The organism is Pseudomonas sp. SYWMCR5, from assembly GCF_057197165.1.
On sequence record NZ_JBXUNH010000008.1, the window covers coordinates 228,446 to 244,876 of the forward strand.

Genomic DNA, 16,431 nt, shown 5'->3' on the forward strand with positions numbered 1-16,431 from the left:
GGTTGATATCGTTGTGATATCAGTGGCCGGCTCCAAAGTTGCGCATTTATGGTTTATTTCCAAAATGCTGTCAAGGTAAGCTACCCGCCCTCGAGTGGAGGTGTGACCGAGTCTGCAGCTTTGAAGGCCCACCTGTCGGATGCCATCAAAGTGCCTTGCCGTTGTGGTTAAATTCGCCGATATGCCGCGATAAAACAGTGATGGATGTTATTTAACTCATTGTTTTATAAAGAAATTATTGGCGATTTTCGCTATCCACTCATTTGAATGGAATCACGAGTCATATTATATGCAGGAGGAGTGATGGCACTTTGCCTAACTATCACTAGTTATCACAAGATAACTCCGGGGCAATGCGCGGAGATGATTGTGGAAACTGGTGCCGTCACCATCGGGCGAAGTCCAAACAATGATTGGGTGTTGCCGGATCCAGAGCGGTTGGTGTCGTCCAATCATTGCGTCATCCAGTTTCGGGATGGCCGTTATTACCTGACCGATAACAGCACCAACGGTGTGGAACTGGTACACGCTGGCGTGCGCATGCGCCGAGGAAACAGCGAGCCATTGATGGATGGCGAAGTTATCCGGATTGGTGAGTACGAGATTCAGGCACGCATCGATTCAGGATTCTCGCTGGAGGAGAGTCGCCACCCTGGCGCGCAGAGCTTCGAGGCGTTGATGGCCCACCAGGCGACGCCCGCCGAGCCCCCCCTTGCACCCGCGCCGGCTGCTTTCCTGCAGGGGGCTTCGAGCCACGACACACTGCCCGACATCTTCGATTTCCTCGGCCCTGCCAGCGTGCCGACGGCGAGCCAACCTGACCATGTTCCGGCCCAGCAGCATGACTTTCGTCCGCCCGCACCGGTCCCCGCCGCCGCGCCACCCGCCTCACCGGCCCCCGGCGTGATACCGGCGGACTGGAACCTCTTCGACGAGGCGCCGGCCTCCAGCCCCCTGCCTGCCCACGAGCCGATGACGCCTGTTGCCGCAGTGCCTCCACCGCCTGCGCCCGTTCCCGCACCGCCCACCCCCCAGGCCATGCCCGACCAGGCGTTGCTGCAGGCCTTCCTGCGCGGCGCGGGCATCGAGCACCTGCGCATCGACGCTGGCGATGCCGCAGCGCAGATGGAGGCGGTGGGCCGCAGCTACCGCCTGATGGTCGAGGGCCTGATCGATGTGCTGCGCGCACGCAGCAGCCTCAAGGGCGAGTTCCGCATGCAGCAGACCACCATCGCGCCGGTGCAGAACAACCCGCTGAAATTCGCCCCCAATGCCGACGAGGCGCTGTTGCTGCTGCTGCGCCAGGGCAACCAGGCGTTCATGCCCGCCGACCAGGCGGTACGCGACAGTTTCGATGACCTGCGTGCCCACCAGCTGGCCGTCATGGCCGGGGTCGAGGCGGCGATCAAGCACGTGCTGACGCGTTTCGAGCCCGCCCGACTGGAGGCTCGCCTGGCCCCGGCAACGGGCCTGGCGAAGGTGTTCGGTGGCTCGCGCCAGGCCCATTGCTGGCAGCAGTTCACCGAGCTGTACGGGCAGATATCACGTGAAGCCCAGGACGATTTCCAGGACTTGTTCGGCCGCGAGTTCAGCCGCGCCTACGAGGCCCACAACGCCCGACTGCAACGCTCTTGAGACTGATGCTCAAGGCAGGAAGAACACCAATACGTCATGAGGACGAGGATGAGTGCAACAAGACTGATCGCAGCCCTGGCCTTCGTGCTGCTCAGTGCCTGCAGCAAGGATGCGCCGGTCGTACCGAGTTCGGACGCTGAGCCGGCAGTGCCGGGCGTCACCCTGTACTTCAGTGCCGCCGCCGGGCTCAACCCCGGCGCCGATGGCACACCAGCGCCTGTGCGGGTGCGCATCTACGAGCTGAAGAATGCCGCCGCCTTCGAGCGCGCCGATTACTTCGCCCTGGCCGAACGGGCCCAGGACACCCTCGGCGCCGACCTGATCGACCAGGACGAAGTGCTGCTGCAGCCCGGCCGTCAACTGCACCTGGACCGCCCGCTGAACCCGGCCACGCGCCAGGTCGGCCTGGTGGTCGGCTACCGCGAGATCGACCAGGCGCAGTGGCGCAGCGTGCTCGCGGTGCCACCTCGCGACTATCAGATCAGCCTCGATGTGCGCGCCGTGCGCAGCGCCGTGGCCACCCCACAACCTGTGCCTGCCCACTAGGCAAACGGAGAACCCATGTCCTGGAACAATCGCGTGGTCTGGTCGGAAGGCATGTTCATCACGACCCAGCACTTCCAGCAGCACGACCGCTATCTGGAAAACTTCATCGATGCCCGCAGCCGCCCGCTGTCGAGCGCGGCCTGGGGCTTTTCCGAGCTGCTGGTCGACCAGGGCCTGCTGGCCCAGGGCAAGCTGGCGATCCTCAGTGCCCGTGGCCTGCTGCCGGACGGCACCCCCTTCGACATTCCCCGCGATGACCTGCCACCGGCGCCTCTGGAAATTCCCGACGACCTGCGCGACGGGGTGATTCACCTGGGCTTGCCGCTCAAGCGTGCCGGTGCCCGCGACACCGTCGACGAAGGCGAGGCGCTGGACGGCGCGCGCTATGTGGCGCGGGTCAGCGAAGTGCGCGACGACAATGCGCCGTTCGAGAACCGCGCACCACTGGCTCTGGGTGGCCGCGCGCTGCGCCTGCTGCGTGAGGAAGATGGCCTCGGCGATTTCGCCGTGCTGGGTGTGGTGCGCATTCGTGAAAAACGTGCCGACCGGGCCTTGGTGCTGGACGACAGCTACATCCCGCCGCTGCTGGATGTGGCGGCCAGTAACCCGCTGTCGAATTTTCGCAGCGAGCTGCTGGGGCTGCTGCACCAGCGTGGCGAGGCACTGGCCGGGCGGGTGGTGGCCTCGGCCAATGGCGGTGCCTCGGAAATCGCCGACTTCATGCTGTTGCAACTGGTCAACCGCGCGCAGCCGTTGATCGAGCATCTCGGGCAGCTCAGCCCGCTGCACCCCGAACGGCTGTACAGCGAGCTGGTGGCGCTGGCGGGCGAGTTCGCCACCTTCACCCGCGAGGGCCGTCGCCCCGAGAGCTTCCCGGTGTACCAGCACGATGACCTCGCGGCGACCTTCCAGCCGCTGATGGCGTCGCTGCGTGAAGCGCTGTCGATGCTGATCGACAGCAAGGCGGTGGCCATTCCTATCGTCGAGAAAGCCTACGGCGTGCACGTGGCCATGCTCGCCGACCGCAGCCTGCTGGACAGCGCCAGTTTCATCCTCGTGGTGCGCGCCGACGTGCCAGGCGAGACCCTGCGCAGCCGCTTCGGCCAGCAGAGCAAGATCGGTTCGGTGGAGCACATCCGCGACCTGGTCAATCTGCAACTGCCAGGCATTGGCCTGCTGCCGTTGCCGGTGGCGCCGCGGCAGATCCCGTTCCATGCAGGCTCCACCTATTTCGAACTCGACCGCGGCAGCGAGCACTGGAAGCAGTTGCAACACTCGGGGGGCTTCGCCTTCTACGTCGCTGGCGAGTTCCCTGGCCTGAACCTGGCCTTCTGGGCCATTCGAGGATAAGCCGCGATGCAGCACGACGATCCGCAGGCCAACGACCGCACCCAGTTCATGCCTCGCCCAGGCGGACGAGGCCCGCAGCCGACGGCGACGCCCCAGGCCGCACCAACGCCGCTGAACGTACCCGCCGAGCCGCTGGCCCCAGGCCAGGGCGAGGGCCTCAATCCGCTGGAGCAGGCGGCCGGGCCCCTGCTGGCGTTGCTCACGCGCTTGCGCAATACCATCGCCCATCCAGCCCCGGCGAGCCTGCGTGCGCAACTGCTCGCCTACCTGCGCCAGTTCGAAGAGCGCGCCGAAGCCAGCGGTGTGCCGCGCAACGAGGTGCTGCTGGCGCGCTATGCCCTGTGCACCGCGCTCGATGAGGCCGTGCTCAGCACCCCCTGGGGCAGCAGCAGCGACTGGGGCAAGCAAAGCCTCTTGATCACCGTGCACAACGAAGCCTGGGGCGGCGAGAAGGTCTTCCAGTTGCTCGAACATTGCCTGCAGAGCCCGCGCGAACGCCTGAACCTGCTGGAGTTGCTGTACCTGTGCACCAGCCTCGGTTTCGAGGGCCGCTACCGGGTGATGAACGGTGGCCGAGCACAGCTCGAGGCACTGCGCGAGCGTACCGCCGCGGCCTTGCGCAGCGCGCGCGGCGAGATCGAACGCGAATTGTCACCGCACTGGCGCGGCGTTTCGGTCAGCCGCGATCGTCTGACCCAGTTCGTGCCGCCCTGGGTAGGGCTCGCGGTGGCCCTGGCCTTGCTGCTGCTGTTGCTGTTCGGTCTGCGCCTGAAACTTGCCGCCGACGCCGAGCCTGTGTTCCGCGGCATCCATGCCCTGGGTGAAATCCCGGTACAGGCGATGGACCGCCCGGTGGTGCAGCCCAAGCCGGTCGAGCGTCCGCGCCTGGCGGGTTTCCTTGCCGAGGACATCAAGGCCGGTCGGGTCGCGGTGGAGGATGCGGTCGATCGCTCGGTGGTGACCATTCGTGGCGATGAACTGTTCGCGTCTGCCAGCGCCAGTATCAAGGGCGATTTCGAGCCGCTGATGCTGCGTATCGCCGAGGCGATTTCCAAGGTGAAGGGCAACGTGCGCGTCACCGGCCACAGCGATAACCAGCGCATCGCCACGATTCGCTTCCCCTCCAACTGGGCGCTGTCCCAGGCTCGCGCCGAAGAGGTCAAGGCAATGCTCGCCGCGCGCACCGGGCAGCCGCAGCGCTTCAGCGCGCAAGGCCTGAGCGACACCGAGCCGCTGGCCTCCAACGACACCGCACAAGGCCGGGCGAAGAATCGCCGGGTCGAAATCACCGTTCTGGCGGAGGGCGTCGAGTGAAGGCGTTTTTCAGTTTTGTCATTCGCTGGGTGATCCCGGTGCTGGGGCTGATCGCCCTCAGCCTGATCATCTGGTTCATCGGGCCGCTGTTGGACGTACTGGCGCCGCCCACCCCGCGCTGGATCCTGATCGTCCTGCTGTTCGCGGTGTGGATCGCTTACCGTACCTGGCGCATCGTCCAGGCGCGTCGCCAGGCCGCCAAAGTGATGGAGAGCCTGGCCGCCGAAACCGCGCCGGATCCTGCGAGCCTGGCCACCGCCGAAGAGCTGGCGACCCTGCGCCAGCGCATGGACGAGGCCCTGGTGCTGCTGAAGAAAGCGCGCCTGGGCGGTGACGAGCGCCGCAACCTCTACGAGCTGCCGTGGTACGTGATCATCGGCCCGCCGGGCTCCGGCAAGACCACCGCGCTGGTCAACTCGGGGCTGCATTTCCCGCTGGCGGCACAGTTGGGCGAGGGCGCCATCCGTGGTGTCGGTGGCACGCGCAACTGCGACTGGTGGTTCACCGACCAGGCGGTGCTGCTCGACACCGCTGGGCGCTATACCACCCAGGACAGCCATGCGCAGGTGGACAAGGCCGCCTGGCTGGGCTTTCTCGACCTGCTCAAGACCCAGCGCTCGCGCCGCCCCATCGACGGGGCGTTCATCGCCATCAGCCTGTCCGATCTGCTGCTGGGCAGCGACGCCGAGCGCGCCGCCCATGCAGCGGCGATCCGCACCCGGATCCAGGAGCTGTACAGCCAGCTCGGCGTGCGTTTCCCGATCTACCTGATGCTCACCAAGCTCGACCTGGTGCCGGGCTTCATGGAGTACTTCGACAACCTGAGCAAAGACGAGCGCGCCCAGGTGTGGGGCATGACCTTCGCGCTGGATGACGGGCAGCAGGGCGAAGGCCCGCTGGCCGGCTTCGACCAGGAGTTCGGCCTGCTCGAACAACGCCTCAACCAGCGTCTGGTCGAGCGCCTGCAGCAGGAGCGCGACCCGGCGCGGCGCGACCTGATCTATGGCTTCGTCCAGCAGTTCGCGGCACTGCGCGGCAATCTCAAGACCTTCCTCGACGGTGTGTTCAAACCCAACGCCTTCGAGGCGCGGGCGCTGCTGCGCGGGGTGTACTTCACCAGCGGCACCCAGGAAGGCAGCCCCATCGATCGCCTGATCGGCAGCATGGCGCAGAGCATGGGCCTGGACCGCGCGCACCTGGCGCGCCAGACCGGCACCGGACGCAGCTACTTCATCGAGAAGCTGTTCAGCGCCGTGGCCTTCGCCGAGCGTGGGCTGGTGGGCAGCAACCCCAAGGTCGAGCAGCGCCGCAAGTGGATCACCCGAGGTGCCCTGGCGCTGAGCGTGGCTCTGGTGCTGGTCGTCGGCACCCTGTGGACCCTCAGCTACCGCGCCAACCAGCAGTACATCGCCGAAGTCGACAGCCGCCTCAAGCCGCTGGGCAAGAGCGTGCAGGAGCTGAGCCCGGCGCAGCGCGAGGTGATCGAAGTGCTGCCGCTGCTCAACGCCGTGCGCCGTCTGGCGGACGATCCGCCGGCCTGGGCCGAGGGGCTCGGGTTGTACCAGGGCGACATGCTGGAGACCGAATCCACCAGCGTCTATCGCAAGCTGTTGATCGCGATCTTCGCCCCGCGGCTGGTCACCCGCATCGAAGAGCAACTGTACGCCGGCGGTCCCTCCGACTATCTGTACGAAGGCCTGAAGGCCTATCTGATGCTGGCCGACGGCGAGCATTACGACGCTGACTTCCTCAAGGCCTGGATCAGTCTCGACTGGGAGCGCCATCTGCCGCGCGATCTGGCTCCCGAGCAGCGCCAGGCACTTGAACAGCACCTGGCGGCGCTGTTCGACAAGCGCCCGCCGAATGCGCGCCTCGACCAACGCCTGATCGACGACACCCGCCGCCAGTTGCAGCAGTTGCCGGTGGCGCAACGTGTGTATGACCGGGTCAAGCGGCAGAAGCTGCCGGCCGGCGTCAGTGATTTTCGCATCAGCGACGCCGCCGGGCGCGATGCCGCGCTGGTATTCCAGCGCAAGAGCGGCAAGCCGCTGACCGAGCCGCTGCCGGGGATCTTCACTGTCGAGGGTTATCGCAAGGCGTTTCTCGCCGCCAGCGTCGCCCACAGCGAAACCCTCGCCGAGGAGCGCTGGGTGCTCGGTCGCGAGCTGAGCGAGGCCAGCGATGCCAAGCGCCTGGCCGACGATGTGCGCCAGCTCTACTACCAGGACTACATCCGCCACTGGGACGCGCTGTTGGCCGACCTGGACTTCGTGCCGATCACCAGTGTCGGGCAGGCCGCCGACGTGCTGCGGGTGTTGTCCGGCCCTACCTCGCCGATGAAGAAACTGTTGCAGGCGGTGGCCAAGGAAACCGACCTGCAGCAGCCCACCACGCTCGACAAGGCCCAGGCCAAGGTCGAACAGGCCGGTGTCGATCAACTGCGCCAGCGCCTCGGCGGTCTGCTCGGCGACACGCCGATCCCGGGCACCGAGCAAGGTGCGCGTGAGGTGGACCCCGTGACCGCACACTTCGCCGAACTGGCCGAGCTGGTCGAAGGCGGCGAAGGCCAGCCAAGCTCGATCGATGGCCTGCTCGCCGATCTCAACGCCCTGTACGTGCAGGTCAGTGCGATGGTCGGCGCCAGTGGCGAAGCCCTGCTGGGCGAGGCCAAGAACCAGGCTCAGGCTGCCTCGCAGAGGGTTTCGCTCGGCGCCGCGCGGCAGCCGAAAGTGGTGCAGAACCTGGTCGGCTCGGTGGTCGGCTCGACCAACGCCATCGTCATGGGCGGCGTACGCAACCAGCTCAATGCCGCCTGGACCAGCGAGGTGGTCAACGTCTACCGCCAGTCCCTCAGCGGTCGCTACCCGCTGACGGCCGGCAGCCCGCGCGATGCGACCCTGGAAGACTTCGGCCAGTTCTTCGGTGTTGGCGGGGTGATGGACAACTACTTCCGCAAATACCTGCAGCCATACGTCAACACCTCCACGTCGCCGTGGAGCTGGCAGCCAGGGGCGGCGCAGAAGCTGGGGATCAATGCCGGTGTGCTCAACACCTTCCAGCGCGCCGCGACCATCCGCGATGCCTTCTTCCGCAACAGCAGCGGCCTGACGCCAGGCGTGCGTTTCGAGCTCAAGCCGGTGGCGATGGATGCGTCGATCACCCAGTTCATGCTCGACCTCGATGGCCAGCAGGTCAGCTATGACCATGGCCCGAGCCGTCCGGTGTCGTTGCAGTGGCCGAACCCGAACAGCATCGGCGTGGTACGCCTGTCGATCTCGCCCCCTTCGGCCAGTGGCCGTTCGGGGCTGACGCTGGAAGGCCCGTGGGCGTGGTTCCGCCTGCTCGACCAGTCCGACCTGATTGCCGGCACCTCACCCGAGCGCTTCAGCCTGCGCCTGCGGGTCGAGGGTGCCAGCGTGTCCTACGAGCTGCGTGCCAGCAGCGCCTTCAACCCGTTCCGCAGCCGAGTGGTCAGCGGTTTCAGCCTGCCGGAGCGCCTGTGAACGACGTTGGTTTCTACGGAAAGATGGCCTGCCGCGGTGACTTCGTCAGCCGCGATCTGCCACAGAGCTTCATCCAGCCCTGGGACCAGTGGCTGGCCGCAGGTATCCAGGCCAGCCAGCGGCAACTGGGTGAGCAGTGGCTGCAGGCCTATCTGGTCAGTCCGCTGTGGCGCTTTGCCCTGGCAGCGGGTGTGTGTGGGCCGCAGGCGATGATCGGGGTGGTGATGCCGAGCATCGATCGGGTCGGGCGGTATTTTCCGCTGACCGTGGCGCAGGCGCTGGAGCCGCAGGTTTCGGTGGCGGTTGCGGTGGTGGGTGCGGATGAATGGTTCGAACAGGTCGAAGCGGCCTTGCTCGGCACGCTGGAGGAAGGTGCGCAGTTCGAAGCGTTCGAGCATGCCGTGCAGCCCTATCGGGGCACCACCCCGCTGCCACAGGGGATAGCGAGTGGGCCTGCGGTGGGTGGGTTGCAACGTCTGGCCGCGACCACGCCTGAGGGGCGAGAACGCGCGTTGGCCGAGTGCGCCTGCGAGGGCATGAGCCTGTGGTGGGGCAGGGGTTCGGAGCGGATCGCACCGGGCCTGATGCGCTATCCGGGCCTGCCGCGCAGCGAGGATTTCGCCGGGTTTCTTCTGGGTAGCGAGGCCGCACGCGCATGACCGACCTGCAGTACAGCGCGGCCAGCTACAGCCATGTCGGCATGGTGCGCAAGATCAACGAGGACGCCTGCCTGGACCTGACCTGGGCGGGCCTTTGGGCAGTGGCCGACGGCATGGGTGGCCATGCGGCGGGCGACTATGTCAGCAGCCTGGCGGTGGACAGCCTGCGCCGCCTGCCGATGCTCGACTCGCTGGCGGAGTTCGCCGACGAAGTGCGTGACGGCCTGGCGTGGGTCAACTTCACGGTCCGCGAGGAAACCGCACGCCGTGGCGTAGCGATGATGGGCAGTACCGTGGTGGTGCTGGCCGCACGCGGCGACCAGGCCATCGGCCTGTGGGCCGGTGACAGCCGTCTGTATCGCCTGCGCGGCGGGCGCATCGAGCGTCTGTCCCACGATCACAGCTACGTCCAGGAACTGCAGGACAGCGGCCTGCTCAGCGAGGCCGAGGCCCGGGTGCATCCGCGCGGCAACATCGTGACCCGCGCCATCGGTGTCGAAGATCACCTGGAGCTGCAGGCCGTGGCCCTGCAGGTGCGCCCTGGCGACACCTACCTGCTGTGCAGCGATGGCCTGACCAAGACCGCCGAAGACCTCGAGATCGGCGAGGTGCTCAGCCATGCCGACCCCTACCAGATAGTGCGCAGCCTGGTCCACCTGGGCCTGACCCGAGGCGCGCCCGACAACATCACCGCCGTGGTGGTGAAGGCCAATTGAAGAACATCATGGACATGCAGATCCCCGGATTCGACATCGACGGCGAGATTGGCCAAGGCGCCATGGCCAGCGTCTACCTGGCCACCCAGCGCTCGCTGCAGCGCAAGGTGGCACTCAAGGTGATGGCCGCGAGCCTGGCGGCCGATCCGACCTTCTGCGAGCGCTTCCTGCGCGAAGGCCGCACCCTTGCACGCCTGGCTCATCCACACATTGCCACCATCCACGACATCGGCAATGTCGGCGAGCTGTACTACATGGCCATGGAGTATCTGCCCAGCGGCACGCTCAAGGAGCGCATCGCCGCCGGGCTGACGCCGGAGCAAGGGTTGATCTATGTGCGCCAGATGGCCCAGGCGCTGGGCTATGCCCATGCCCAGGGCCTGGTGCACCGCGACGTGAAGCCGGCCAACATCCTGTTCCGTGCCGATGGCAACGCCGTGCTGTCGGACTTCGGCATCGCCAAGTCCCTGGACGATCACACCCAGTTCACCCAGGCGGGTTTCGCGGTGGGGACGCCCAGCTACATGAGCCCGGAGCAGGCCCGCGGGCTTGAGATCGACGGGCGCGCCGACCTTTATGCCTTGGGGGTGGTGCTCTACGAGATCCTCGTCGGCAAGCTGCCCTACAGCGGCACCGATGCGCTGTCCACGGCGCTGGCGCACCTGACCGAGCCGCTGCCGGAGCTGCCCATCGAGCATGGGCGTTATCAGGAAATCCTGCGCGGGTTGCTGGCCAAGGACCCGAACGAACGCTTCGCCGATGCCGCCGCCTTGCTGGCAGCACTGGACCGCCTTCCGGAAGAAGACTGCCAGAGCACGGTGATCAGGCCACTGGTCGTGCCACAGGCGGCCCCCGAACTGGCAGGGTTGACGCCAGTGTCCATCGAGATTCCGCAGGCGGCTGCCCAGCCCGAGCCAGCCCGGCGTGAGTCACAGCAGAGCCGCCCGGCGCCTGTTGTTGCGCCAAAGAAAAAGCCCGCGGTGGCGCTGTTGGCGGTGGCCATCGCAGCGGCACTGGGCCTGGCAGCGGGCGGTTACTGGTTGTTCGCCGGTCACGACAAGCCCGCCGTCGCCACACCGGTGGCACAGACACCCGTCCAGCCCAGCGCGCCGCCTCCCGTCGCCAGCGCGGCGCAGAACGATCAGCGGCCGCTGCTCATGGCGGGCAAGAAGACCCTGTTCCAGCGCGTGCTGACCAAGCCCGGCGCGCGCCTGGCCGATAGCCCTGGTGGCGCTGCCGGCGATAGCCTACCGGCCTTCTCGGTGCTCTACGTTTATCAGCGCAAGGATATCGACGGCAAAGCCTGGATCCAGGTCGGCGCTGCCAGCGATGGCCTGCGCGAAGGCTGGCTGCCTGCAGAGCAGACCAGCGACTGGAAGCAGAGCCTGGTGCTCAAGTTCACCGAACGCTCCGGCCGCGCGCCGGTGATGTTCATGCGTGAGCCCGACGATGTGCAGCAGTTGCTCGACGACAGTACCCAGGCCCGCGCGCAACTGCTCAAGGCGCAGAACGATCCGGCCGAAGTGCCGCGTGTGCTGGCGCTGGAGCCTGCGGCCAACGCGGTGCCGCAGGACCAGTTCTACCTGATGCCGATCTTCGACTACCGCGAGAGCTTCGACGCCGACGGTCAGCCGGTGCAACTGCTCAATATCGCATCGATCGATCCCGGGAGCAGTGCGGCTGGCAGCGCGCCGCAGGCCGCAGGCGTTGCCAGCGCCGGCGACAACAGCTTCCGCACCGGCATCGTGCTGGTGGTGGACACCTCGGTGTCGATGCAGCCCTACATCGACCGGGTGCGCCAGGTGGTCAGCGAGTTGCAGCAGCAACTGGCGGCACGCGGTGAGCTGGACAGCGTCAGCTTTGGCCTGGTGGGCTTTCGCAACAGCGTCAAGCGCACGCCGGGCCTGGACTACTTGAGCAAGACCCTGGTCAGCCTCGATGAAGGCCGCGACCCTGCGCGCTTTCTCAAGGCCGCATCGCAGGTCAAGGCCACCACCGTGTCCAGCCATTCGTTCAACGAAGATGCCTTCGCCGGGGTCATGCAGGCGGTCGAGGGCATGGACTGGTCCGGCTACGGCGGACGCATCGTGCTGCTGGTCAGCGATGCTGGCGCCTTGCGCAAGAGCGACCCCGAGAGCAGCACGCGGATGAACGAAGCCGAGGTGCGTCAGGCGGCGCTGAGCAAGCAGATCAAGATCTACGCCCTGCACCTGCGCACCCCTGCCGGGGTGAAGAACCACGGCTCGGCCGAGCAGCAGTACCGCGTGCTCACCGCCGACAGCAACCCGCGTATCGGCGACCTCTACGTGGGTGTGCCGGGGGGCGATGTGAACGCCTTTGGCGAGCGCGTGCAGGAGATCGGCTCGACCTTCGCCGAGCTGGTGCATCAGGTGCGCAACCAACAGCCGCAGGCCGTGCCGTTGCTCGCCTCCGGTTCCAGCCTCGCCGCCAAGACCCAGGCCGTGGGCTACGCCATGCACATGGACTTTCTCGGCCGTCGCAGCGCCAGCCAGGCGCCGCAACTGGTGAGTGCCTGGACCGCCGATCGTGACCTGACCAACCCGGCGCTGCCGACCTTGCAGGTGTGCGTGATGCTGACCAAGCTGCAGCTCAACGACCTGCAGCAGTCGCTCAAGCTGATCGTCGATGCGGCGCGCAAGACGCGCAGCTCGCCGGGCGACTTCTTCAATGAAATCGCCAGCGCCAGTGCCTACATGAGCCGCGACCCCGGCGCGCTGAGCAAGGGCGCCAACCTTGCCCAGGGCGGCGTACTCGGTGAGTACCTCGAAGGCCTGCCGTATCGCAGCAAGTCGCTGAGCATGACCCAGGACCTGTGGCTGTCGCTGTCGGTCGCCGAGCAGGAGGATTTCATCGACGAGCTCGACTCGAAGATTCGCCTCTACGAAACCTTCCACAACGACATGGCCAACTGGGTGCGTTTCGGCAACGCCGAACCGGGCGACGCCCTGTACCGTGTCCCGCTCTCGACGCTGCCTTGATGATCAGCCTGCAAGGGGTGCACAAGACGCGCGGGCGCTACCGCCTGGAGATCGGCGATCTGCGCCTGGGCGCCGGTGAGCGGGTGGCGTTGGTTGGGCCCAGCGGCTGCGGCAAGAGCACGCTGCTCGACCTGCTGGCATTGGTGCTGGCGCCGGATGCGGCGGACGCCTTCACCCTGGAACTTGAAGGCAGCGTTCAGGATGTCGCCGGGCTGTGGCGTGGTCGTCGGCTCGACCGGCTGGCCGCCTTGCGCAGTCGGCACCTGGGTTATGTGCTGCAAGCGGGCGGGCTGCTGGGCTTTCTCGATGTGCGCGGCAATATCCGCCTGCCGCGTCAGTTGCTGGGGCTGGCCGACGACGGTGGCGTCGAACGCCTGGCGGCCGCGCTGGATGTGAGCGACCAGTTGGACAAGCGTCCGGCGGCGCTTTCGCTGGGCCAGCGCCAGCGGGTCAGTTGTGCCCGCGCCCTGGCCCATGCGCCTGCGCTGTTGCTGGCGGACGAACCGACCGCAGCGCTCGATCCGGTCAATGCCGAGCGGGTGATGCAGTTGCTGTTGCGCCAGGCCGAGGCGCATCGGGTGACCTGCGTCATCGCCACCCACGACGAGACACTGGCCCGCGACGCCGGGCTGCGGGTGCTGCGCATGCACTGTCGGCGCGATGCCGACGGCGGCGTCATCGCGACCTTGGGGCAGGCTGCCTGATGCGCCCGCTGCTGATCGCCGGGCTGGCCTGGCAGGACTACCGCACCGACGCGCGGCTGTCGGCCTGCGCGGTGCTGGCGCTGGTGGCGGTGATTGCGCCACTGCTGGTGCTGTTCGGCCTGAAGTTCGGCCTGATCGGCAGCCTGACCGAACGCCTGCAGCGCGACCCGGGCGTGCGTGAGGTCATACCCTTGGGCGGTGGACGTTTCACTGCCGATTTCATTACCGGGCTCGCGGCGCGTCCGGATGTCGCCTTCGCCATCCCGCGCACCCGCCAGATCGCCGCCACCGCCGAGTTGCTGCTGCCTGCACAAGGGCGTGGGGTGACGGTCGAGATGCTGCCGACCGCGGCCGGCGATCCCCTGCTCGACGGCGCCGTGGCCCCCGATGCAGCCGACCTGCGCGACGTAGTGCTGAGTTTCACTGCGGCGGAAAAGCTCGGCGCCCATCCTGGCGATCGCTTGCAGGCCAGTTTCAATCGCCAGCGTGCGGGCGAGGTGCAATGGCGCCAGACCTCGTTGCACGTGCGTGCCGTGCTGCCGCTGGCAGCGTTCGAGCGCGATGCCTTGTTCGCACCGTTGGCCTTGCTGGAGGCCGCCGAGGACTACCGCGACGGGCGTGCGGTACCGGCGTTGGACTGGGCGGGCGAGCTGCAGGCCGGCAGCGCGGCGCGGGTCTACCCGGCGTTTCGCCTGTATGCCCGCACGCTCGAGGACGTCGAGCCGCTGCGCCAGTTCTTCGCCGAACGTCAGTTGCTGGTCTCGACCCAGGCGGCGCAGATCGCCCAGGTGCAGTCGCTCGGGCGCAACCTCGACCTGGTGTTCTGGATCATCGCCGCGTTGGCCGTGGCCGGGGCGGTTGCGGCGGTTGCCGCAGGTGCGGTGGCGGCGGTCGAGCGCAAGCAGCGCGAGCTGGCGGTGTTGCGCCTGCTGGGCTTCGGCACCGCCGCGCTGCTGTTGTTCGTGGTGTTGCAGGCGCTGTACAGCGGCCTGCTCGCCGCCGGGCTGGCGGCCCTGTTGTATGCCCTGGCCGAGCACGGCCTGAACCGACTGTTCATGCAGGTGCCCGGCGAGTACGCCGCTCACCTGCTGCCTATGCACTATCTCGTCGCGCTGCTCGCCGTGTTGTCGGCCAGCACCGCTGCCGCCGCCCTGGGCGGCTGGCGGGTGGCGCGGATCGACGCCTCGCAAGGAATTCGTGATGTCTGAACTTCGCCTCAAGGTAGCGGCCTTGATCGTCACCACACTGGGCCTTGTGGCCTGCTCTCCCGCCGATGGCGAGGACAAGCCCCAGGTCTCCGCGGTCAACACCGCCGCGCCCGACCCCGCCGCCACCCGCAAGCTGGACAACCCCAAGCCCCTGGCCGACGACGTCAGCTTGCCGCTGCCCTGTGGCGGCGAGATTGTCTTCCGGCATGTCTACGTGCTGGCGCAAGGCAGCCTCGACGACCGCGAGGTCAACCTGGGCTATCCCTTCAGCGAAGGCGAGGCGGGTTACAAGCAGTCGTTCATCTCCGGGTATCGCCGCGACTTCATCAATGGCCAGTTCAGCCTGCAGGACCTGTCCCCCCCCTGGCAGAAACAGGTCGGCGCCAGCCTGCCCAAGGTCGAGGCGGGCAGCCCGCTCAAGCCGATGATGTATTTCATCGGCAAGTACGAGGTGACTGCGCGCCAGTATGCGCAGGTCATGGCCCAGGCTCAGTCGCTGGCCAGCGGCGAGGCGGAGCCCGCCTGCGAACCGGTCACCGAGGCCGCCGGTCGCCTGCCCAAGGTCAAGCTGTCGCGGTTCGAGGCCGAGCGTTTCGCCGCGGTGTACAGCGCCTGGTTGATGAAGCATCACCGCGAGTTGCTGCCGGTCAGTGGCCGGGGCAGCAAGGCCGAAGATGGCGGGATCGGTTTCGTGCGCTTGCCCACCGAAGTGGAATGGGAATTCGCCGCCCGCGGCGGTTCGGCGGTCAGCCGCCAGGAGCTCGATGGCCGGCTGTTCCCGCGCAAGGTCGAGGGCAGCGACAGTGACGGGCCGCTGGCCGACTGGGCGGTGTTCAACCAGGTTGCCGGTGGCACCGGCCAGGCTGCGCGACTGATGCCGATCGGGACCAAGCAACCCAACCCGCTCGGGCTGTTCGATGTGATCGGCAATGCCGCCGAAATGGTCCAGGAATCCTTCCAGCTGGTGCACGCTGGTCGCCGTCAGGGCGCCTACGGCGGCTTCGTGGTCAAGGGCGGCAACTACCTGGAAGGCGAGACCACGCTGTTCACCGGCATGCGTCGCGAGTATCCGCTGTTCGGTGCCGACGGCACTGAGCAGCGCAACGAGACCACCGGTTTCCGCGTCGCCATCGGTGCCTTGTCGGCGCCGCGTTCGCGCTACCAGGAGCTGTTCGAGCAATGGCAGAAAGAGGGGCGCCTGGCCGGCCTCACCGACGACATCAATGCCGCCGATGACCCGACCACGCGCCTGGACGGCATCATCGCCGGCGCCAGCGACCCGCGCCTGCAGGCCGAGTTGGGTCTGGTCAACGAGGAGCTCAAGCGCAATGTCTCGCTGATCGCCCGCCAGCGCGAAGAAGCGGCCGGCAACCTGATCCAGTCGGCGGCCCTCGTGGCCGAGACCATCAACAACTACAACATCCGCCTGACCAACCTGCAGAACACCCAGGCCAAGGCCCAGGCCTCCGGCGACCAGGCCAGCGCCAGCCTGTATGGCGCCGCCATCGCCAACGGCCGCAGCGCGCTGGACGGCGCGCTGGCGATCTACATCGACAACCTGGCCAGCGGCACGCGCTACACCGATGCGGTGATCCAGGCGCAGTTCCAGCGGGTCAAGCAAGAGCTTGAGCGCAAGCCGGTGCTGGGCAAGAGCCTGGAGACCCGCGCCACCCTGTTCGTCCGCCACGTCGGGGAGTACCGCCAGAACCGGCGGGCCGACCCGGCGACGATCCTCAAGGAGCTGCTGGCATCGGCTGCTCCGCGACCTTGAAGAAACCCTGAAAAAAGACCCCGGCC

Annotated in this window: 11 protein-coding genes; all 11 read left to right on the top strand. The window is 67.1% G+C overall.

Annotated elements, in window-relative coordinates:
- Positions 1-303: 303 nt before the first annotated feature.
- Genes tagH through AC2CGW_RS20600 form a run of 11 tightly spaced genes read left to right on the top strand, consistent with a single transcriptional unit; the run spans position 304 to position 16,405 of the window.
- Positions 304-1,635 (top strand): type VI secretion system-associated FHA domain protein TagH, encoded by a 1,332-nt coding sequence (gene tagH, locus AC2CGW_RS20550; protein WP_484574498.1) that lies wholly within the window; start codon positions 304-306, stop codon positions 1,633-1,635.
- A 48-nt stretch (positions 1,636-1,683) separates the two neighbouring features.
- Positions 1,684-2,181 (top strand): type VI secretion system lipoprotein TssJ, encoded by a 498-nt coding sequence (gene tssJ, locus AC2CGW_RS20555; protein WP_186721431.1) that lies wholly within the window; start codon positions 1,684-1,686, stop codon positions 2,179-2,181.
- Between the two features lie 15 nt (positions 2,182-2,196).
- Positions 2,197-3,531, top strand: a complete 1,335-nt coding sequence (gene tssK, locus AC2CGW_RS20560) for a type VI secretion system baseplate subunit TssK (RefSeq protein ID WP_484574499.1) — start codon at positions 2,197-2,199, stop codon at positions 3,529-3,531.
- A 6-nt stretch (positions 3,532-3,537) separates the two neighbouring features.
- On the top strand, positions 3,538-4,845 hold the full coding sequence (locus AC2CGW_RS20565; protein WP_288376513.1) for a DotU family type VI secretion system protein: 1,308 nt from the start codon (positions 3,538-3,540) through the stop codon (positions 4,843-4,845).
- Entirely contained in the window at positions 4,842-8,348 is a 3,507-nt protein-coding gene (gene tssM, locus AC2CGW_RS20570; RefSeq protein WP_484574500.1) for a type VI secretion system membrane subunit TssM, read from the top strand. Before AC2CGW_RS20565 ends, tssM begins: the two co-directional genes overlap by 4 nt.
- Positions 8,345-9,007 (top strand): type VI secretion system-associated protein TagF, encoded by a 663-nt coding sequence (gene tagF, locus AC2CGW_RS20575; protein WP_186711094.1) that lies wholly within the window; start codon positions 8,345-8,347, stop codon positions 9,005-9,007. The genes tssM and tagF overlap by 4 nt, the downstream gene beginning before the upstream one ends.
- Complete coding sequence (locus AC2CGW_RS20580; protein ID WP_186665686.1) at positions 9,004-9,723, top strand: PP2C family protein-serine/threonine phosphatase; 720 nt, start codon at positions 9,004-9,006, stop codon at positions 9,721-9,723. The genes tagF and AC2CGW_RS20580 overlap by 4 nt, the downstream gene beginning before the upstream one ends.
- Positions 9,724-9,731: 8 nt before the next feature.
- Positions 9,732-12,722 (top strand): serine/threonine-protein kinase, encoded by a 2,991-nt coding sequence (locus AC2CGW_RS20585; protein WP_484574501.1) that lies wholly within the window; start codon positions 9,732-9,734, stop codon positions 12,720-12,722.
- The gene (locus AC2CGW_RS20590) at positions 12,722-13,426 is read left to right on the top strand and encodes an ATP-binding cassette domain-containing protein (protein WP_186711096.1); all 705 of its coding nucleotides are present in this window, start codon (positions 12,722-12,724) and stop codon (positions 13,424-13,426) included. Before AC2CGW_RS20585 ends, AC2CGW_RS20590 begins: the two co-directional genes overlap by 1 nt.
- Positions 13,426-14,634 (top strand): FtsX-like permease family protein, encoded by a 1,209-nt coding sequence (locus AC2CGW_RS20595; protein WP_484574502.1) that lies wholly within the window; start codon positions 13,426-13,428, stop codon positions 14,632-14,634. Before AC2CGW_RS20590 ends, AC2CGW_RS20595 begins: the two co-directional genes overlap by 1 nt.
- Positions 14,627-16,405, top strand: coding sequence for a formylglycine-generating enzyme family protein (locus AC2CGW_RS20600; RefSeq protein WP_484574503.1), 1,779 nt, complete (start codon positions 14,627-14,629; stop codon positions 16,403-16,405). Before AC2CGW_RS20595 ends, AC2CGW_RS20600 begins: the two co-directional genes overlap by 8 nt.
- The last annotated feature ends 26 nt before the right edge of the window (positions 16,406-16,431 follow it).

Bases quoted from the DNA above. Each gene is read 5' to 3' on its own strand.
- AC2CGW_RS20580 (WP_186665686.1), top strand. From the start codon at position 9,004: ATGACCGACCTGCAGTACAGCGCGGCCAGCTACAGCCATGTCGGCATG.
- AC2CGW_RS20590 (WP_186711096.1), top strand. From the start codon at position 12,722: ATGATCAGCCTGCAAGGGGTGCACAAGACGCGCGGGCGCTACCGCCTG.
- AC2CGW_RS20585 (WP_484574501.1), top strand. From the start codon at position 9,732: ATGGACATGCAGATCCCCGGATTCGACATCGACGGCGAGATTGGCCAA.
- AC2CGW_RS20595 (WP_484574502.1), top strand. From the start codon at position 13,426: ATGCGCCCGCTGCTGATCGCCGGGCTGGCCTGGCAGGACTACCGCACC.
- AC2CGW_RS20565 (WP_288376513.1), top strand. From the start codon at position 3,538: ATGCAGCACGACGATCCGCAGGCCAACGACCGCACCCAGTTCATGCCT.
- tagH (WP_484574498.1), top strand. From the start codon at position 304: ATGGCACTTTGCCTAACTATCACTAGTTATCACAAGATAACTCCGGGG.
- tssJ (WP_186721431.1), top strand. From the start codon at position 1,684: ATGAGTGCAACAAGACTGATCGCAGCCCTGGCCTTCGTGCTGCTCAGT.
- AC2CGW_RS20600 (WP_484574503.1), top strand. From the start codon at position 14,627: ATGTCTGAACTTCGCCTCAAGGTAGCGGCCTTGATCGTCACCACACTG.
- tssK (WP_484574499.1), top strand. From the start codon at position 2,197: ATGTCCTGGAACAATCGCGTGGTCTGGTCGGAAGGCATGTTCATCACG.